Below are 20,016 nucleotides of genomic sequence, written 5' to 3'. Positions count from 1 at the left end.
CCCGCAATCGTCGCGCTCGCCATCGGCAAGCCGGTCCCGGGCGCATTCGATAGCGGGATGGAGCGGGTGAAGGGAATCGAACCCTCGTCGTAAGCTTGGGAAGCTTCTGCTCTACCATTGAGCTACACCCGCGTCGGAAGCGCGATTGGCACAGGCGCGGGCGGCGGTCAATCTCCTGCATCGCCGGCCTGCGTCAGCGCGCCGCTTCGCGGATCGTCTCCATCGCGACGAAGGTCGAGGTGCTCGCCACATGCGGCAGGCTCGAGATTTTTTCGCCCAGCACGATGCGATAGCGGCGGATGTCGGGGGTGCGGACCTTGAGCAGATAATCGAAGCTGCTCGCGATCATGTGGCATTCCTCGACCTCGGGGATTTTCCGCACCGCATGGTTGAATTGCTTGAGCGCTTCCTCGCGCGTGTCCGACAGCTTGACCTCGGTGAAGGCGACATGGTCGAGCCCGACCTTGGCCGGATCCACGATCGCGCGAAAACCGGTGATCAACCCGCTGTCGACGAGGCGCTTCACGCGCTGTTGGCACGGCGTTTTCGAAAGCCCGACCTGCACCGCCAGGTCGGTGAAGGTGATCCGTCCGTCGCGGCCCAGAATCGCGAGGATCCTGCGGTCGAAATCATCCAGTTCGCCTGCATGTGAGGAATTTTTCATGCATATCGACTAGGATATGCTCAAACCTTGGTCAATTCATATATCATTTGCTGCAAATCAAGTCGTATCGACTTCGGCCAATATGGTAGAAGCCGCCATGATCCAGAGCCCCGACCGCGCCGCCATCCGCGCCCTCGCCCGCCGCAGCGAAGCCGACATCGTCGCCGAGCTGCGCGCCATCCTCGCAACCTCTTCGGCGAGCGTCGATGCCGTGACGCGCCGCGGGCTCGACCTGATCCGCAAGGCGAAGGCCGAGGGCGAGCGCGAGACGCTCGTGGCGCAGTTGATGAACCGCTATCGCCTGTCGACCGAGGAAGGCGTCGTGCTGATGTGCCTTGCCGAGGCGCTGCTGCGCGTGCCCGACAATGCGACTGCCAATGCGCTGATCCGCGACAAGATCGCCGGGCGCCACTGGACGGATGGCGAAGAGGAGGACAGCCCGCTGATCGTCGCGCTGTCGTCGCGCGGGCTTTCGCTTGGATCGGCGACGCTGATGCTCGATGCGATGGGCAGCAAGGCGAATCCGCTCACGCTGATCAAATCGATGGTCCGCCGTTCGGGCGAGCCGGTGATCCGGCAGGCCGCGCTCGCCGCGATGAAGATGCTCGGCCAGCAATTCGTGATGGGCGAGACGATCGATGCGGCGGTCAAGCGCGCGAACAAGGAGAAATCCGAACTCGCGAGTTTCGACATGCTCGGCGAGGCGGCGCGCACGGCGGAGGATGCGCGGCGCTATTACGAAAGCTATGCGGGCGCCATCGCGCGGATCGGCAGGGACGCGAAACCGGGCGACCCGCACGCGAACCACGGCATTTCGATCAAGCTGTCGGCGCTCCATCCCCGTTATGAATATCTGCAGGCGGCGCGAGTCCAGGGCGAATTGATCCCCCATGTCATCGAACTCGCCAAGGCGGCGCGCGCGGTGAACATCCCGCTGATGATCGACGCCGAGGAAAGCGACCGGCTCGAGCCGCATATGGATGTGTTCGCGGCGCTGATCGATGCGGGCATCGCCGACGGCTGGACCGGGCTCGGCATCGTGATCCAGGCTTATCAGAAGCGGGCGCCGGCGGTGATCGACTGGCTCGCCAATCGCGCGCGGACGCGCGGGGTCAAGCTGTCCATGCGCCTCGTCAAAGGGGCCTATTGGGACACCGAGATCAAGCGCGCGCAGATGCTGGGCTTAGGCGATTTCCCGGTGTTCACCGCGAAACTCCACACCGACCTCAACTATATGCGCTGCGCACAGCTTTTGCGCGACTGCCAGGATTGCATCTATCCGGCGTTCGCGAGCCATAATGCGATGACGCTCGCTTTTGTGTCCGAATTGTTCGCAGGCGCCGATTACGAGCTACAGCGGCTGCACGGCATGGGCGAGGGCGCGCACGACGCGCTCGTCGCGCTGTTCCCGCCGCCGCGTCCGGTGCGCGTCTATGCGCCGGTCGGCACGCACCGCGACCTGCTCGCCTATCTCGTCCGCCGCCTGCTCGAAAACGGCGCGAACTCCAGCTTCGTCCACCAATTCTCCGACCCCGGCGTCACCGCCGAACAGCTCGCGGTCGATCCGCGCAGCGTCGCCAGCGTGGCCTCGACCGGTATCGCGACCGGCCTCGGCCTGTTCGATCCGGTGCGGCGCAATTCGCGCGGTTACGACCTCGGCGAGCCCGGAATCCCCGAGGCGCTCGTTTCCGCGATCGGCGCGGCGCGGCGCGGCGACCTCGTCGCGGCGCCGATCGTCGGCGGGGTGGCGCGCAGCGGCAGGGCCGAGCCCGTGCGCAATCCCGCGACGGGGGCGGTTGTCGGGCAAGTGGTCGAGGCCGATGCGGCGACGGTCGCCGATGCGGTCGCTGCCGCGGGCCAGGCGCAGGAGGACTGGAGCCTTGCCGGCGGGGCCTTCCGCGCCGAACGGCTCGAACGCGCCGCCGACCTGCTCGAAGAGCGGGACGCGTTGTTCCTCGGCCTCGCGATCGACGAGGCGGGCAAGACGCTCGTCGACGCGGTCGCCGAGGTGCGCGAGGCAGTCGATTTCCTGCGTTATTACGCCGCGCAGGCGCGCGCCGACTTCACCTATCCCGTCGCGCTGCCCGGTCCGACAGGCGAGCGCAACGAATTGATGCTCGAGGGCAAGGGCGTGTTCGTCGCCATCAGCCCCTGGAACTTCCCGCTCGCGATCTTCCTCGGACAGGTGTCGGCGGCGCTCGCCGCGGGCAATGCCGTGCTCGCCAAGCCCGCCGAACAGACCCCGCTGATTGCGCACGCCGCGGTCGAGTTGTTGCTCGAAGCGGGTATTCCCGGCGACGTGCTCCATTATCTCCCCGGCCGCGGCGAAAATGTCGGCGCGGCATTGACGAGCCATGACGACATCATCGGCGTCGCCTTCACCGGATCGACGGAGGTCGCGCGGATGATCAACCGCAGCCTCGCCGGCCGCGACGGCCCGATCGCGACGTTGATCGCCGAGACCGGCGGCGCGAATGCGATGATCGTCGATTCGACCGCGCTGCCCGAACAGGTCGCGCGCGATGCCGTCGCCAGCGCCTTCCAGTCGGCGGGCCAGCGCTGTTCGGCGCTGCGCCTGCTCTGCGTGCAGGAAGATGTTGCCGAAACGATGATCGAAATGGTCGCGGGCGCGATGGCAGAGCTCAACGTCGGCGATCCGTCGATCCTTGCGACCGATGTAGGCCCGATCATCGACGAAGAGGCGCGGGCGAACATCGCCGCCTATGTCGCCGAAGCGCGCGCGGCGGGCCGCGTGATTGCAGAGGCCGGGCGGACGAACCTGCCGGCCGAGGGCCATTTCGTACCGCCCACCCTGATCCGGCTCGACCATGTCACCGACCTGAAGCGCGAGATATTCGGCCCTGTCCTCCACGTCGCGACATGGAAGGGCGGCGAGCTCGATGCGCTGATCGATGCGATCAACGCGTCGGGATACGGCCTGACGCTCGGCGTCCACACGCGCATCGACGGCGTAGCGGCGCATATCGCGGCGCGGGCGCAGGTCGGCAACGTCTATGTCAACCGCAACCAGATCGGCGCGATCGTCGGCTCGCAGCCCTTTGGCGGCCGCGGGCTGTCGGGAACCGGCCCGAAGGCCGGCGGCCCGCATTATCTGCATCGCTTTGCAGAGGAAAAGTCGATCAGCACCGACATTACCGCGGCCGGCGGCAATGCGGCGCTGATGGCAGGCTAGCGCAAAGAAAAGGCGCGGGTCGATGGCCCGCGCCGTCCGGTCCGGCTGACCGCGAGGCCCGATACAGAGTGGACGGCTGTCCCGGGCGATACGTCCGAAAGCGACTCGCGGCGCTTTGCCGCGGCGACCTTATGTTCTGGTTCCCCCCGCAGCCCCGCCATCATATCCTTTGCCCAGCGATGTGCCAAGCGATTCGCGAGGCTCAATTGGCCCGGCCGTCGGTCGCGTTCAGCCGCTCGGCGATCCACCGCGTGCGTTGCAGCAGCGCCGCCCCGCTGTTCGGTTTCGCCGGGTCGTCATAGGCATAAACGAACAGGATCTGGCCAGCGACGACGGTGCCGCAGCCGCCGACCGCGATCGGATAGGATGCCACCGCGCTGCGAACCTCGAGTTCGCCGCCCATATAGATGCAGACCGCATCGGCGCCGCGCGGCCGGATCTCGCCGCTGAGGTCCACCCTGGTGCCCAGCGCGGTCGACAGATTATCGCCGGCCTTGCCGATCTCGGGCCGAGTCGCGTCGCCGCTCTGATAGGCCGGCAGCTTCAGCTCCTCGGTCATCAACGCGATAAATTCGGCCCGCTTCATCGCGGGCGGCTGGGCATGCGGGGACTTGACCAGATAATAGTCGTATTTGGTGCCGCCGGGCTTGTTCCGCTGGTCGCAGCGGATCAGCATCGCATGGGTCCGGTTGTCCCGGTCGCCCTTCGCGAGCATATCCGCCGCCGCCTCGTCGGCCCCGGTCGGCAGGCAATAACCGTCGGGAATGACACCCTTGACCGGCACATCGCCAAGACGGATCGACAGCGGATCGGCGGCGTGGCCGGCCCCGGGCAACAGCGCCAAACCGACCGCGAGCGTCGCCGTCGCCGCGGCGCGAATCGTCTTCACCTTCATTTCTTTCCCCCTCGACAAGTCATGCCCCCGGCACACCCAATAATTGCGCCTGCGCTTTCAGCCGCGCTGCCGCCGCCGGATTGGCGGCAATGCCGTCCTTCAGCGCCTGCGCAGCCTTCGCCGTCTCGCCAAGCGTCATGCGGCTGCGCATCAGCATGATCCAGCGGTCGACGTCGGTCGGATCGGCCTTCAGCTTGGCCTCGAGGCCGTTCACCATGCCTTCGATCATCGCATCCTGCTGTCCCTTGGGCAGCTGCGATGCGGCTTCCATGTCGGCGCGGCTCGGGCCCGGGATCGCGCGGGCCGCCACCGGCATTTCATTCGGCGTCAGCGGTCGCGGCTGCGTCGCGGCTAGCCGGGCGGCAACGTCGATCTTGTGGATCTGCCCAACCTGCTCGATCGTGCGGCGCAGGTCGGCCTCCCACGGCGCGCCCTGCGGCGTGTCGGCGAGCAGCGCGAACCAGTCGTCGATCGCGCCCTTGTGATCGCCGCCGATGTCTTTCTTCACCGCAAGGAAATAGCGCGCACGCGGGTCTTTGGCGTCGAGCGCGATCGCCTTGTCGAACGCTTGCGATGCGGCGGCGGGCATCGGGTCGCCGTCGCTGCCCATCACCCGCGCTTCGCCCAGCGCCGACCATAGTCCGGCCGACTCGGGCGACAAGGCAACCGCTTTGTCATATGCGGCGGCGGCACCGACAAAATCGCCGAGGTCGAATTTGGCGGCGCCGAGTGCGGTCCAGGCTTCGGTGCTGTTCGGCTCGCGCCGCGTGCGCGCCTCCAGTTCGGCGAGCTGATCGGTCGGTGCGGCTGCCGCCTGCACTGCGGGATCGGACGCCTCAGGGCCGGAATCGCGCCAGATTGCATAGCCCACCGCCGCCGCCAGCAGGATGAAGGCCGCAACCAGAATCGCGCGGTTGGTCCCTGTCATGCCCTTGCTCTCGCTCATTTTCGCCCCTTTTGCGCGCGCCGCGAAAAAGTACGGCCTGTGCGCGCTGTCATATTGCCTTTGCTTCGCGATGGTGTAGCCTTCGGCATACGAGGTCGGTCAACGATAAAATCGTCAGGGGTCGCACCGGCTTTCCCAGTCATCAGGGGAGGGGTGCATGGCAATTTCGGATCACGTCGATTTTGCGACGTTCATGGAAGGCGTGAAAAAGCGCAACCCGGGGCAGCCCGAGTTCGTGCAGGCGGTGCAGGAAGTGTCCGAGGACATTTTCGACTTCATCGCCGACAAGGAAGAATATCACGCGCAGCAGATTTTGCGCCGCATCGCCGAACCCGACCGGGTCGTGTCTTTTCGCGTCTGCTGGGAAGACGACAACGGCAATATCCGCGTTCAGCGCGGCTGGCGCGTCCAGAACAACAATGCGATCGGCCCGTATAAGGGCGGCATCCGTTTCCACCCGAGCGTGACCGAAAGCGTCCTCAAATTCCTGGCGTTCGAACAGACGTTCAAGAACGCGCTGACCGGGCTGCCGATGGGCGGCGGCAAGGGCGGGTCGAATTTCAACCCCAAGGGCAAGAGCGTGCGCGAGATCATGCGCTTTTGCCAGAGCTTCATGACCGAGCTCTATCGCCATATCGGCGCCGACGTCGACGTGCCCGCGGGCGATATCGGCGTCGGCGGGCGCGAAATCGGCTTCATGTTCGGCCAGTATAAGCGGATCACCAACGAATTTACCGGCGTGCTGACGGGCAAGGGGCTCGAATGGGGCGGCTCGCTGATCCGCACCGAGGCGACGGGCTATGGCGCGGTCTATTTCCTCGCCAACATGCTCGCCGCGAAGGGGCAGGATCTTGTCGGGAAGACGGCCGTCATCTCGGGTTCGGGCAATGTCGCGACCCACGCGGCGGAGAAGATCGTCCAGCTCGGCGGCAAGGTGCTGACGCTGTCCGATTCGGGCGGCTTCATCCATGATCCCGACGGCATCACGCAGGAAAAGATCGACTGGGTCAAGGCGCACAAGACGCACCGCCGCGGCCGGATCGAGGAATATTGCGAGGCTTATAAATCGGCCAGCTTCACCGCGGGCAAGACGCCGTGGGGCGTGAAGTGCGACGTCGCGCTGCCGTGCGCGACGCAGAACGAACTGCTGGGCGACGACGCCAGGGCGCTCGTCGCAAACGGCTGCATCGCGGTCAGCGAAGGCGCGAACATGCCGACCAACCTCGAAGGCGTGCATGTCTTCAAGGATGCAAAGATCATGTTCGCGCCAGGCAAGGCGGCGAATGCCGGCGGCGTCGCTGTATCGGGCCTCGAAATGAGCCAGAACAGCGGTCGTCGCAGCTGGAACGAAAGCGAATTGCAGCAGATGCTCAAGGACATCATGGACGGCATCCACGCGCGCTGCCTGACCTATGGCGACCGGGGCGACGGCTATATCGACTATGTCCGGGGCGCGAACATCGCAGGTTTCAAGAAAGTGGCCGACGCGATGCTGGCATTCGGGGTAGTGTAATCGGACCAAGGCGTAGAGGCGCCGGGTTGGGGGTAAAGGGGTTCTGCGGATGACGATGCACGCTGGAAAGGAGCGCGCCGGTCGACCTCGGGCGGCGTTGGCCGCCCTTGTTCCCGCGCGCACGGCATTCGCCGTCCTCGGGGCGATGCTGCTGGCGCTAGCGATTGCGGCGTTCGCCTTCGCTCCCCCTGCCCGCTCGCAAGGCGAAAGCGGCGCGCGCTATACCGGCGTTGCCTCCTGCGCGGGATCGACCTGCCACGGCCGGATGGAAGGCGACGGGGTCGTCGTTCGCCAGGATGAGCTGATGCGCTGGCAGGAGCCATCGAGCCCCGGCGGCGCGCACAGCCGCGCTTGGGCCGTTCTCAACAACAACCGCAGCCAGTTCATCGCGCGCAATCTCGGCATCGGCGATCCCGCCAAGGCGCAAATGTGCCTCGGCTGCCACAGCACCGCCGGCACCGCGCGCGCGGTCCCGGCAGAAGATGGCGTCGGCTGCGAATCGTGCCACGGCGCAGCCGGCGGCTGGCTTGCGAGCCACTATGCCGGGGTGGGCACCAACGCCGATCCCGACCGCGAAATGCGGACCAAGCATCTCGCCAACCTGTCGGCGGGGCTGAAGAAGCTCGAGGACCCCGTGGTCCGCGCGGGCGTGTGCGTCGATTGCCACTTCGGATCGGCGGCGGACGGCCAGTTCGTCACCCACCGGATCATGGCGGCCGGCCATCCGCGCATTTCGTTCGAGCTCGACCTTTTCTCGTCGCTCCAGGCGCATCATCGGGAGGACGCCGATTATGGCTGGCGCAAGTTCGGCGCCGCGAACCGGCGCACCGACCATGTGCAGATGTGGGCGGTCGGGCAGGCGACCGCGATCGAGCGCAGCCTTGCGCTCTTCCAGACGCGGCGCGGGACCGAGGGGATGTTCCCCGAATTTTATTTCCTCGACTGCCACAGCTGCCACCGCCGCATCTTCGACCAGGCAAAGCCGGTGCGCACCGGGCTCGACAATCCGGGGCGAAACCTGCCCGAAGGCATGCCCCCCTATAATGACGAAAATCTGATCATGCTCGCCGCCGCCGCGCGGCTTGCCGCACCCGCACTCGCCGACCAGCTCGCGGCGCGCACCGCCGCCTTCCACAAGGCGATGGCGACCGACCGCCAGAGCGCGGTCGCCGCCGCGGCGCAGCTGTCGCAGACGGTCGCGGCGCTCAAAGGCGCGTTCGCGTCGCGGAGCTTCTCGGGCGCCGACGCCTTTCAAATGGTCGACGCGATTTCGGCAAAGGCGACCAGCGATCGCTACACCGACTATTCGGGATCGCAGCAGGCGGTGATGGGGGTCGATACCTTGCTCGACGCCATGGTGTCGTCGGGGCGCATCACCGTCGGCGCCGCCGCCGGTATCCGCGGCGATATCGACCGCGCCTATGCGGCGGTAAAGGACCCCAACGCATACAAGCCCTCGGAATTCCAGGCGTCATTCGACAGCGCGGTCCGCGCGATCGGGGCGCTGCGGTAGAGATCATGCAAAGCAAGACCCACCTCTTCCGTTCGGCCGCCTTCGCCGCGATAGGGGCGCTGCTGCTGACCTCGTGCGGCGGCGGCGGAGGCGGCGGCGGTACGCCGACCCCGACGCCCACACCGACCCCGACACCTGCGCCGACGACGGTTTACGCCCCGCCCGCCGCCGAAGCGCTCACCACGGCCGACGTGGAGCGCGTGCTCGCGCAAGCGATATCGGAGGCGCAGGCGCGCGGCCTGCCGTCGGTGATCGCGGTGACCGACCGCGTCGGCAATGTGCTCGGCGTGTTCCGCATGAACGGCGCGCGCGCGACCGCGACGACCTCGCCCGCACCGAACGGCGTGAACATCGACGCGCAGAATGTCACCTTCCCGGCCGAGGGCGGCGCGATCGCGAAAGCGGTGACCGGCGCGTATCTCTCGAGCGGCGGCAACGCCTTTTCGACCCGGACCGCAAGCCAGATCGTCCAGGAACATTTCCCGCCGGCGCCGACCACCGTCGGGCTCGAAAGCGGGCCCCTGTTCGGCGTGCAGTTCAGCCAGCTGCCGTGCAGCGACCTGTCGGCGCGCTTCGGCGCGCCCGGCGCGGCGGCGCTGATCGGGCCCAAACGCTCGCCGCTCGGCCTCGCCGCCGACCCCGGCGGATTGCCACTCTATAAAAATGGCGTGCTTGTCGGCGGCATCGGCGTAATGGGCGACGGCGTCTACGGCAGCGATCCCAACATCCTCGACATCGACAATGACGCCGAGGAGTTCATCGCGCTCGCGGGCACGCGCGGGTTCGAGGCACCGGGCACGATCACCGCCGACAAGATCACCGTCGACGGAACGAGCCTGCGCTTTTCGGACGCGACCTTCGCCGGGGTGATGTCGAGCGGCGGCGCCAGCTTTGCGAGCCTCAACGGCAGCGCCGGCAACCTCGTCGCGGTGATCGGCTACGCCAATGCCGCGGTGACGGCGGGGATTGCCTATGGCACCGAAGCATCGGGCATTCGCGCCTCGACGCCGGCCGAATTTTCGAACCGCGACGCCTTTGTCCTGACCAATGGCAGTGGGACGAACCGCTATCCGATCCGGGCCGGAACCGACAGCGCGACCAACAGCGCGCCGCTGACGCAAGCCGAAGCGCGCGCGGTGCTCGAAGAGGCGTTCACGGTGATGAGCCGCGCGCGCGCGCAGATCCGCCGCCCGCTCGACAGCCGCGCCCAGGTGACGATCAGCATCGTAGACACGCACGGCGCGGTGCTCGGCATCGTGCGATCGCCCGACGCCCCGATCTTCGGCACCGACGTCAGCTTGCAGAAAGCGCGCACGGCCGCCTTCTTCTCGGGCGCCCAGGCGGGAAACCAACTCGGCGCCAATGCAAGCGCCGACGTCCGCCAGTTCGTGCCCGCCCTGCGGACCTTCCTGAACGATCCCGCCGCGCTGACGGGCACGATCGCCTTCGCCGACCGGTCGGGCGGCAACCTGTCGCGCCCCTATTTCCCCGATGGCGAAGTCGGCCGCCCGCACGGCCCGCTGTCGCGCCCGATCGAACAGTTCAATCCCTTCTCGACCGGGCTGCAATCGGCCCTCATCATCGGCAATCTGGGCGCGCATCTGGGTTTCGTCTCGGGCGCCAGCCCCACCGACACGCCGGCGCGCTGCACGACCTTGCCCGACGTCGCGCCGGGGCAGAACCGGTTGCAGAACGGCATCCAGATCTTTCCCGGATCGGTCCCCATCTATCGCGGCAACCAGCTGGTGGGCGCGATCGGCGTGTCGGGCGACGGTATCGACCAGGACGATATGATCAGCTTTCTGGGCACCCATAATGCCGGGACGCGCGTCGGTATCGGCAACGCGCCGAAAAATATCCGCGCCGACACCATCGTCGTCAACGTCGGCGACGGGGTGCGCCTGCGTTATATCAGCTGCCCCTTCGCTCCGTTCCTCGATACGGCGCAGCAAAATGTCTGCGACGGGCTTTAGGCGATGATGACGGGGGGCAGCCTTTGGCCGGTCATCGCGACACTCGCGGCGCAGGGCGCGCCCGGGGCCGAAGCATTGCCGCCGCCCCCCGCGCCCGAAGGGCCGCCGGTCGCGGGCGACGCGGCGCCGTCCGAACAGCCGGGCGAAGAATTGATACCGCCGCCGCCGCCGGTCGATTGGCAGGACATGGTCAAGGACGACCTGGTCACCCAGATTATCGAGGGTCGCCGCCGGCCCGGCTATCGCCCCGACCTTCCCGACGCGCTGACGCAGGAGAATGTCGGCGCGCTGCGCCCGCCGCCGCCGCAGGCCTTTCCGGGCATGGAGGACCAGCTGCCGGTTCCCGACCGCTGGCGCCTGATCGAGACTTTGGGCGTGGTCAAGGAACGCTGGTTCGACCCCTATCACCAGAATACGTACAAGGGCGACCGCGCGATCGACCGCAGCAAGGTCAAATGGCTGCCGATCAAGGGCGACGACTGGTTCTTCGTCGCCAATGCGGTGTCCGACACCGTGTTCGAACCGCGCACCTTCCCGATCCCCGTCGGCGTCCAGACGACCGAGCGGCCGGGCAGCCTCGACGTGTTCGGCAAGGACCGCAGCTTCGTCTTTGCGCAGACCTTCATCGCCGGCGCGGCGCTGATCAAGGGATCAACGGCATTCAAGCCGCCCGATATCGAATATCGCGTCACGCTCGCCTGGCAGGCCAATTATGTCGACGTGCCCGAACGGCGCGTGCTCGACGTGCGCCCGTCGAAAGCGAGCCATCGCTACGACAGCTTTCTCGGCGTGCAGGAACTGTTCGTCGACAGGCATCTCGGAAACACGTCGGATCGCTATGATTTCTACTCGATCCGCCTCGGCATCCAGCCGTTCCAGAGCGACTTCCGCGGTTTCCTGTTCAACGACAGCCAGCTCGGCATCCGCCTCTTCGGCAACCGCGACAACAACCGCTTCCAATATAATCTCGCGGCCTTCTGGCGGCTCGAAAAGGATACCAACAGCGGCCTCAACGACATTACCCAGACGCCGCGCAGCGACTTCATCTTCACCGGCAACCTCTATCGCCAGGATTTCCCGGTCGTCGGGCTGACCAGTCAGGTCAGCGTCACTTACAATATGAACCGCGAAAAGAACGACGTGCAGATCGACCATAATGGTTTCCCGGTGCGCCCCGCGCTGCTCGGCGACCTGCGCGGGCGCGAATATGACGTCGTCTACCTCGGCTACAGCGCCGACGGACGTATCGGACGGATCAACCTCACGGCGAGCTTCTATGCCGCGCTCGGCGAAGACCGGAACAGCTTTTTCACGAGCAAACCCGCCGAAATCCGTGCGGGTTTCGGCGCGATCGAACTCAGCTACGACCAGGACTGGATGCGCTTCCGCCTGTCGGGGCTCTACGCGACCGGCGACGGCGATCCCTATAACAACACCGAGGGCGGGTTCGACGCGATCTTCGAAAACCCGATCTTCGGGGGCGCCGACACCAGCTACTGGATTCGCCAGACGATTCCCTTCGCGGGCGGTGGGCGCGCGATTGCGATCAACGGCCGCAACGGCATTTTGAACTCGCTGCGCTCGTCGAAGGAGGAGGGACAGTCGAACTTCAACAATCCCGGCACCGTCTTCATCGGCGCGGGCGCCGATTTCGACCTGACCCCCGAATTTCGCGTCAGCACCAATCTCAATCATCTCTGGTTCGAAAATACGTCGAGCCTGCAGGTGCTGCGCAGCGAAGGTTCAATTCCCAAGGATATCGGCTTCGACCTGTCGCTCGCGACGATCTGGCGCCCGAAAGCGACGCAGAACATCGTCGGCCGTCTCAGCGCCGCGGTGTTGCTGCCCGGCAAGGGGTTCAAGGATCTGTTCGACAACAAGAAAAAGAATGACGCCTATGTCTCCATCCTCGCCAATGTGATTTTGAGTTTCTAGATGCTGCTGCGCAAACTCTTCGTTCTGCTCGCTTTCGTGACGATGTGCGCCGCCTTCGGCGCGAGCGTCGGCCGCGCCGCGGAGGAGGAGAAGCCGCTCAAGATCGAATATCGCTTCACCCCGCCCGCACCGCGCGAGCAGAGCGACGCCGAGGTGAGCGCGAAGTCGGAAGGCTGCTACAGCTGTCACACGCGCACCGACCAGCCCTCGATGCACGCGACCCCCGCGGTGAAGCTCGGCTGTACCGACTGTCATGGCGGCGACGCCAGCCAGCGCGGGACACCCAGCCTCGGCTACCGGCATCCGACGAACAAGGCGGCGATGAAGCTCGCGCACCCGCAGCCGACGCTGCCCGGCGCGTGGCACGACAGCTCGGCGAACCCCGAGCGCAGCTATACTTTGCTCAACAAGGAATCGCCCGAATTCATCCGCTTCGTGAACCCGAGCGACTATCGCGTCGCGCGCGAGGCGTGCGGCGCGTGCCACCTCGAGGTGATCGAGGCGACCGAACGGTCGATGATGTCGACCGGCGCGATGCTGTGGGGGGGCGCGGCGTATAACAATGGCATCGTCCCCTATAAGAATTATATTTTCGGCGAGGCTTACACGCGCACCGGCGAGCCCGCGTGCATCCTGTCCCCCTCCTCGCGGCTGACCGCCGAGGAGTATAAGGAAGCCTGCAAGCCGAGCTTCGGTTTCGACAAGATATTGACCGACGAGGAAAAGAAGCGCGGCGCGCTCGCCAAAATGTACCCGCTGCCGCGCTGGAGCGTGCTGCCGCCGGGCGACGTGTTCCGTGTGTTCGAGCGCGGCGGGCGCAACATCAACACGCAATTTCCCGAAATCGGCCTGCCGAACCCGACGGGCAGTATCCAGCGGCTCGAAGAGCCGGGACGTCCCGACCTCAAGCAATCGAACCGCGGTCCCGGCACGGGCCTGCGCGTCTCGATCCCCGTGCTCAACATCCACAAGACACGCCTCAACGACCCGCTGTCGTGGTTCATGGGGACGAACGACCAGCCGGGCGACTATCGCCATTCGGGCTGTTCGGGCTGCCACGTCGTCTACGCCAACGACCGCGAACCGCGGCACAGCCTGACCTATGCGAAGTTTGGCCGCGACGGCGAAACGGCGACGGTCGATCCGACGATATCGGAGAAAAAATGGAAGCCCGAAGGCGGATATGGCAAGGACGGACACGGCGCCGACGACGGCCATCAAGCCGGTGGCGGTCATGGCGCGCTGATCGACCCCGCCGATCCGGACGTTCCGGCACGCCCCGGGGCCCCGGCGCGCGGCGAATCGGGCCACCCGATCAGCCACACCTTCACGCGCGCGATCCCGACCTCGCAGTGCATGTCCTGCCACATGCACCAGCCGAACATCTTCCTGAACTCCTACCTCGGCTACACGATGTGGGATTATGAATCGGACGCGCCGCAGATGTGGCCGGGACCGGATAATACGGCGCCGCGCCCGCCGGGGATGAGCGACGAGGAATATCGGAAGAAATACAAGCAGCAGCGCTATCCGACCGCCGCCGAAGTGCATCAGGTGCTCGAACGCAACCCGGAAGCAGCGGCCGCCCGCGGGCTGTGGGCCGACGTCGAATTCCTGCGCGACGTCTACGACGTCAACGACAGCAACAAGGATACGCAGTTCGCCGACTATCACGGCCATGGCTGGAATTTCCGCGGCATCTTCAAACGCGACCGGAACGGCAACCTGCTCAACGCCGACGGCAATATGTCGACCTATGGCACCGACACGGCGAATATCGTCGACCCGAAGGACCCGGAAAAATGGCGCAAGAGTTGCGCCAGCTACAGCGACGAAAAACAGCGCGAACTCTGCCTCGCCAGCGCCGATCCCGAACGACCGGGAGTCGAGGGCAAGTTCGTGCCGCCGGGCCTGAATCCCGGCAAGGCGGTCCATATGATGGACATCCACGCCGAAAAGGGGATGCAATGCGCCGACTGCCATTTCGCGCAGGACAGCCACGGCAACGGCTATATCCAGGGCGAGGTCGCGAACGCGGTCGAAATCGGTTGCAAGGATTGCCATGGCACCGCCGATGCGCTGCCGAACCTGCTCACCTCGAACGTCGCCGCGCGGCCGCAGGGCAATAATCTGGCGCTGCTGCGCAATCCAGATGGGCGCCGCCGCTTCGAATTCCAATATAATGACGATGCCGAGGTGATCGGCCTGATCCAGCGGTCGATCGTCGACCCCAAGCTCGAATGGCAGGTCAGCCTGGTCAAGCAGGCGGTGACTCCAGGACCGCATTTCAATGCCAAAGCAGCGCGTGCGAAGCTGATGGCGCGCGCGGGCAGCGAGGACGGCAAGTTCGAATGGGGACCGGGCGTCGCGAAGGAAGATCGCGCGCACGGCGACGACAAGATGACCTGCTTCACCTGCCACCTCAGCTGGACCACCAGTTGCGGCGGTTGCCATTTGCCCATCGAGGCCAACTGGAAAACCAAGATGCACCATTTCGAGGGAGAGGAGACGCGGAACTTCGCGACCTATAACCCGCAGGTGGCGCGCGACGAAATGTTCCAGCTCGGCCGCCACCAGCTCACCAAGCCCGGCGAGCCGGGTCCTGACGGCGAGGTACGCGGCATCATCACCCCGGTGCGGTCGACCTCGGCGCTGGTGCTGTCGTCGACCAATATCAACCGCGAGCGCATCTATGTGCAGCAACCGCCGATCAGCTCGGCGGGCTATTCCAGCCAGGCCTTTGCGCCGCATTTCCCGCACACTGTCCGCCGGTCTGAAACCAAGCAGTGCAGCGACTGCCATTTGTCGGCGAACGACGACAATAATGCGATCATGGCGCAGCTGAACCTGCTCGGCACCAACTTCGTCAATTTCGTCGGCCTGAACGTCTGGTCGGGACAGGAAAACAGCTTTCAGGCCACGCGCGTCACCGAATGGGACGAGCCGCAGGCGGTGATCGGCAGTTACCTCCAGAAATATGCCTATCCCGACTATTGGAAGCTGCACGTCGACCAGAATGGCCGCGAGCTCAAAGACTGGGTGCGCGGCAAGACCTTCGACAAGAAGCTCTCGGGCGAAACCCATGCGCTCGAGGAATTCGCCAACATCGTCCAGGGCACGGGCGGGCGGGTAAACTGCCTGCAGCAGCGCGGCGAATATATGTTCGTCGCCGAAGGCAAGGGCGGCTTCCGCGTCTATGACGTCGCCTCGATCGGCAACAAGGGCTTTTCCGAACGCATCGTTCGCGCGCCCTTCTCGCCGCTCGGTCACGACACGCATGTGAAGACGAAGAATGCAACCTGCATGGCGATCGCGACGACGCAGCCGATCAGCGTGTCGCGCAACGAGAATATCGTGAAAAATTTCCCCGAGAACCACGAACAGGTGATGCACGATATCTATCGCTACGCCGTCATCACCGACAGCGTCGAAGGACTGATCCTCGTCGATATCGACACGATGGCCGACGGCGAGTTCCGCAACAACCAGCTGAAACGCGCGCTGACGTGGAACGAAGGCAATGTTCTTGCCGGCGCGCGCCATATCACGCTCGCCGGCAGCATGGCCTATATCACGACCGACGCCGGGCTCGTCGTGCTCGACCTGACGGCGCCGCTTGCGCCCAAGGTCACGGCGCAGCTGCCGCTGGCCGACGCCCGCGCGAGTGCGCTGCAATTCCGCTATCTGTGGGTCACCGATGCCGAGGGCGTAAAACTGTTCGACGTCACCAATCTCGCACAGCCGGTTGCGGTGCCGCAGGGCACGGTACGCTTGGCCAACGCGCGTAAAATCTACCTTGCGCGAACCTATATGTATGTCGCGGCGAAGCAGGACGGGCTGGTCATCGTCGATGTCACGCACCCCGCCGCGCCGGTCGCCTGGCCGGGGCTGACCTTTGGCGGCGCGCTCAACGATGCCGAGGACGTCATCGTCGCGTCGACCAACGCGTCGCTGTTCGGCTATGTCGCCGACGGGCGGAATGGCATCAAGGTGCTCCAGCTGACCAGCCCCGACAATCCGGGGCTCTACGGCTTCTCGCCCAAGCCGACACCCGAACTGATCGCCTGGGCCAAGACGCCGTCGCCCGCGCTCGCGCTGTCGAAGGGACTCGACCGCGACCGCGCGGTCGACGAGACGGGCGGCCAGATGGCGGTGTTCGGCCGCCTCGGCTCGCGCCCGTTCACGCGGCCCGAAATGGAGAAGCTGTTCCTGAACAGCAAGGGGATGGTCTACAAGGTCCGCGATGCGGTTGACGAAAGCGCGTGGCGGCCGCCGCTGCTTTACGCGAACTGAGCCGACGGCGGCGGGTTTCGGAGTCGCAGGGAAGCGCTGGGCAATTCCAGGATGACGAAGGGACAGAAGCGGCAGCCTCCGACCCCCCCCCTTTTCCGCCATCCGGCCCCTCACATATGCGCGGTCACCGTCGGCGGATTCCACCAATTATTTCCCGCGCCGTCCATATGCGTCACCGGCAGCGCCGCCATCTCGGCCGGCGTCAGGTCATCGAGGCACGCGATCGACACCGAATAATAGGCGCCGCCAATTTCTTCGACATAGCCATGGCCAAACGGCGATACGCCGCACGTCTTGCAGAAAATATGATGCGCGCTGTTCGACCCGAACTGATAATCGCCGAGCGCCGCGGGATCGGTCAGCAGGCGGAACGCCTCGGGCTTGATCTGCGCGCTCCAGTTTCTTTTCTTGGTGCAGATCGAGCAATTGCACTTGCCCGTCCCCGCGTCGAGGTCGAGTTCGGCCTCGAACTTGACGGCGCCGCAGTGACACGAACCATGATGGGTCTTGATCATCTTCATCCTCCGGTCTGGCGCGCCGTCCGCCGGCGTCGCTCACCCGAAGGGCTTTAGCGCGTGCCCCTGACACATCGTGTCAGGAGGCTGCGTCCAGCCCGCTCTGCCGCCACCAGTCGGCCATCAGCACCGCGCGCCGCCGCCCGAACCCGGCTTTACCGATCCGCGCCGCGGCGATGCGGTCGATGCGGAAACTGCGGAAATCCTGCCGCAGCAGGCACCAGGCCGCGATGATCTGCTTGTCCTCGAAATAGGCGAGCGCCGCGGGCCAGATCGCGCGCGTCGTCGCCTTGCCGCGCTCGTCGGCATAATCGATGTGCAGCACCTTCTCGGTGCGCATCGCCTCGCGCACTGTCGCGAGCAAGGGCGCGTCGGTTTCGCGCCAGCGGCTGTTCACCGGCCACAGCCCCGCCTCGTCGATCCGCCGCTTGAGTTCGTCGGGGCTTGCCGCCGCGATCTTGGCGAGCGCCTGTCCCGCCGCGCGCGATAGCGATCCCTCCTGCCGGCCCTCGACCCAGCGCGCGCCCAGCACCAGCGCCTCCAGCTCCTCAGGCGTGAACATCAGCGGCGGCAGGAAGAAACCGGGGCGCAGCACATAGCCGACCCCCGCCTCGCCCTCGACCGGCGCGCCCAATGCGATCAGCGTCTGGATGTCGCGATAGAGCGTGCGCACCGACACGCCCTGTTCGTTGGCGAGCGCTTCGGCGGTCACCGGCCGGCGGTGGCGGCGCAGTGTGTCGATGATCGCAAAGAGCCGCGCCGTCTTGTCCGCCATGATGCCCTGTCCCCGCTCAGCGCCGCCGATAGGTCCAGCGCCGCGGCTTCGACCCGTCGATCGCCGAGATCGTGGCGGTCAGCGTGTCGCCGTCGCGGACATAGGCGATGCGCTGCGGATAATCATGCGCCGGATTTTCGAAAATCGCGCTACTTACCTCCTGCCGCACCAGCCGGAACGCCACCGGCGCGCCGCCCTGCGGCATCGCGATATAGGCAATCACTCCGTCGCCGTCCGCCGCGATGCGGATGAACTCATATTCGCGCAATTCCTCGCCGCGCCCCGACCGGCTATGCCCCAGCATCACGCCGCCGCGTGGGGCCGTCCAGCTTTCCTCGGTCCAGCGGCCGTCCGCCTCGCTCGCCCAGTCGCCCGCGAGCCAGCCGAGGTCGTCGACGTGCGCCGCCGGACTCGCCGCAACCAGCACGATCGCCAACACCGCCGCGATTACCCGCATGAATCTCTCCTCGCCCTTCACCTATCACCCGTGGCGGCACGCCGCCAACCTCTCCGCCGCATCCGCCTCGACACATCGCCGCGCAGCCGATAGGCTATGACGGTTACCGGAACGGGAGTGCCGACGACGACACCTTCAGCCCGCGCGTGTCATCCAAACCACCCAGCAGGATGGCATGATCGTCTCTGAACTCTTCGCCCCCGGCAAGGCCGGCGAACCTGCCGCCGAGGTGAACTGAAAGGACGTCCAGGCGATGCTGCGCGCGATACGGAACGAATATTGATGGACGACACCTCCGTCGGCCCCGACCCAACCGGCCCCGATGCCGGTGCGACCTTCTACCACGGCACGCGCGCCGACCTTGGCGTCGGCGACCTTCTCGCCGCGGGCTGGACGGGCAATTACGCGGCCGGCAAGCCGCTCTCGTGGATCTATTTCTCCGCCGCGCTCGAATCTGCAATCTGGGGCTGCGAGCTTGCCGCCGGGGACGGACCCGAGCGCATCTATATCGTCGAGCCCACCGGCGACTGGTTTGACGACCCCAACCTCACCGATCAGAAATTCCCCGGCAACCCGACGCGCAGCTACCGCAGCCGCTCGCCGCTGCGCATCGTTGGCGAGGTCCAAAGCTGGACCCCGCACGCGCCGGAGGTGCTGCAGGCGATGAAGGACGGCCTCGCGAAGCTGAAGGCCGAGGGCAAGGATGTCATCATCGACTGACCGCTCGGAACCTCGTCCCCGCTCGCGGGTCTATTAACCAGAGGGGCAACGAGCCTGCCCGCGCTCCGGCCCGGCACGCGACCACGGAGTGATGTCGATGAACAAGCTGATAATCCTGCCCCTTGCCGCCGCAACCGCGACGCTTGGCGCCTGCGCCTCGACCGGCGGCTATGGCGGCGGTTATGACGACGGCGGCTACGGCTATTATGACCGCAGCTATTACGACCAATACGGCCGCTACGATTACGATCGGCCCGATCCGCGTCATGGCGGCTATTATGCCGATAATTATTATCGGACCGACCGCCGTTACCGCGAACGCCGCCTTTCGAACGACGACCGCATCTATCGCGGGCGCGACGGCAAATATTATTGCCGCCGCAACGATGGCTCGACCGGGCTGATCGTCGGCGGTGTCGTCGGCGGCATCGCCGGCAACGTCATCGCACCGGGCGATTCGAAGACGCTCGGTACCGTGCTCGGCGCGGTCGGTGGCGCGGTCGCGGGCCGCGCGATCGAACGCAGCGGCAACGACGACGTACGCTGCCGCTAAAAAGCCGCGGCGCGGCGGCTTGCGAAGGTGCACCGGTGTCCCTAGCATTCGCCCGATAACATCGGGAGAAT

The 20,016-nt window shown here is 65.9% G+C and carries 14 protein-coding genes and 1 tRNA gene; 8 read left to right on the top strand and 7 right to left on the bottom strand.

The features are described 5' to 3' along the window. Positions 1-58 precede the first annotated feature (58 nt). Together HDC35_RS11665 and HDC35_RS11660 are read right to left on the bottom strand one after the other, a co-directional pair. Positions 59-132 (bottom strand) — tRNA-Gly (locus tag HDC35_RS11665). Between the two features lie 61 nt (positions 133-193). Then, on the bottom strand, positions 194-664 hold the full coding sequence (locus HDC35_RS11660; protein ID WP_184646895.1) for an Lrp/AsnC family transcriptional regulator: 471 nt from the start codon (positions 662-664) through the stop codon (positions 194-196). Between the two features lie 97 nt (positions 665-761). On the opposite strand from HDC35_RS11660, the gene putA reads away from it, so the two are divergent. Then, a complete protein-coding gene (gene putA / locus HDC35_RS11655) occupies positions 762-3,857 on the top strand; it encodes a bifunctional proline dehydrogenase/L-glutamate gamma-semialdehyde dehydrogenase PutA (RefSeq protein WP_260397688.1) in 3,096 nt (1,031 codons plus the stop codon). Between the two features lie 202 nt (positions 3,858-4,059). Here the strand turns inward: putA and HDC35_RS11650 are convergent, their stop codons facing one another. Beyond that, positions 4,060-4,752, bottom strand: a complete 693-nt coding sequence (locus HDC35_RS11650; protein WP_184646891.1) for a hypothetical protein — start codon at positions 4,750-4,752, stop codon at positions 4,060-4,062. 19 nt (positions 4,753-4,771) lie between these two features. Further along, positions 4,772-5,698: a tetratricopeptide repeat protein gene (locus tag HDC35_RS11645; RefSeq protein ID WP_184646889.1), complete on the bottom strand. Its 927-nt coding sequence runs from the start codon at positions 5,696-5,698 to the stop codon at positions 4,772-4,774. Between the two features lie 157 nt (positions 5,699-5,855). Here HDC35_RS11645 and gdhA point away from each other — a divergent pair, with 157 nt between their 5' ends. The 5 genes from gdhA to HDC35_RS11620 are packed head-to-tail and all read left to right on the top strand — an operon-like array spanning position 5,856 to position 16,925. Then, positions 5,856-7,211, top strand: coding sequence for an NADP-specific glutamate dehydrogenase (gene gdhA / locus HDC35_RS11640; RefSeq protein WP_184646887.1), 1,356 nt, complete (start codon positions 5,856-5,858; stop codon positions 7,209-7,211). Between the two features lie 49 nt (positions 7,212-7,260). Next, positions 7,261-8,724: a multiheme c-type cytochrome gene (locus tag HDC35_RS11635; RefSeq protein ID WP_184646885.1), complete on the top strand. Its 1,464-nt coding sequence runs from the start codon at positions 7,261-7,263 to the stop codon at positions 8,722-8,724. Between the two features lie 5 nt (positions 8,725-8,729). Then, the gene (locus HDC35_RS11630; protein ID WP_184646883.1) at positions 8,730-10,697 is read left to right on the top strand and encodes a heme-binding protein; all 1,968 of its coding nucleotides are present in this window, start codon (positions 8,730-8,732) and stop codon (positions 10,695-10,697) included. A 3-nt stretch (positions 10,698-10,700) separates the two neighbouring features. After that, a complete protein-coding gene (locus HDC35_RS11625) occupies positions 10,701-12,632 on the top strand; it encodes a hypothetical protein (protein ID WP_260397687.1) in 1,932 nt (643 codons plus the stop codon). Then, positions 12,633-16,925, top strand: coding sequence for a hypothetical protein (locus tag HDC35_RS11620; RefSeq protein WP_409437947.1), 4,293 nt, complete (start codon positions 12,633-12,635; stop codon positions 16,923-16,925). Positions 16,926-17,035: 110 nt separating this feature from the next. Here HDC35_RS11620 and HDC35_RS11615 read toward each other — a convergent pair whose 3' ends face one another. The 3 genes from HDC35_RS11615 to HDC35_RS11605 all read right to left on the bottom strand — a co-directional run bounded on the left by HDC35_RS11615 (position 17,036) and on the right by HDC35_RS11605 (position 18,672). Then, the gene (locus HDC35_RS11615) at positions 17,036-17,440 is read right to left on the bottom strand and encodes a GFA family protein (protein WP_184646881.1); all 405 of its coding nucleotides are present in this window, start codon (positions 17,438-17,440) and stop codon (positions 17,036-17,038) included. Between the two features lie 79 nt (positions 17,441-17,519). Next, positions 17,520-18,215, bottom strand: coding sequence for a YafY family protein (locus HDC35_RS11610; protein WP_184646879.1), 696 nt, complete (start codon positions 18,213-18,215; stop codon positions 17,520-17,522). Positions 18,216-18,231: 16 nt separating this feature from the next. Then, entirely contained in the window at positions 18,232-18,672 is a 441-nt protein-coding gene (locus HDC35_RS11605; protein ID WP_184646877.1) for a DUF6265 family protein, read from the bottom strand. 282 nt (positions 18,673-18,954) lie between these two features. Between HDC35_RS11605 and arr the strand changes: the two genes are divergently transcribed. Together arr and HDC35_RS11595 are read left to right on the top strand one after the other, a co-directional pair. Then, the gene (gene arr / locus HDC35_RS11600) at positions 18,955-19,392 is read left to right on the top strand and encodes an NAD(+)--rifampin ADP-ribosyltransferase (protein WP_184646875.1); all 438 of its coding nucleotides are present in this window, start codon (positions 18,955-18,957) and stop codon (positions 19,390-19,392) included. Between the two features lie 91 nt (positions 19,393-19,483). Beyond that, entirely contained in the window at positions 19,484-19,945 is a 462-nt protein-coding gene (locus tag HDC35_RS11595) for a glycine zipper 2TM domain-containing protein (RefSeq protein WP_184646873.1), read from the top strand. The last annotated feature ends 71 nt before the right edge of the window (positions 19,946-20,016 follow it).

The organism is Sphingopyxis sp. JAI128, assembly GCF_014207235.1.
Lineage (GTDB): Bacteria > Pseudomonadota > Alphaproteobacteria > Sphingomonadales > Sphingomonadaceae > Sphingopyxis.
Note: the sequence above shows the minus strand (reverse complement) of the source record. Positions and strands in the feature narration are given on the sequence as shown.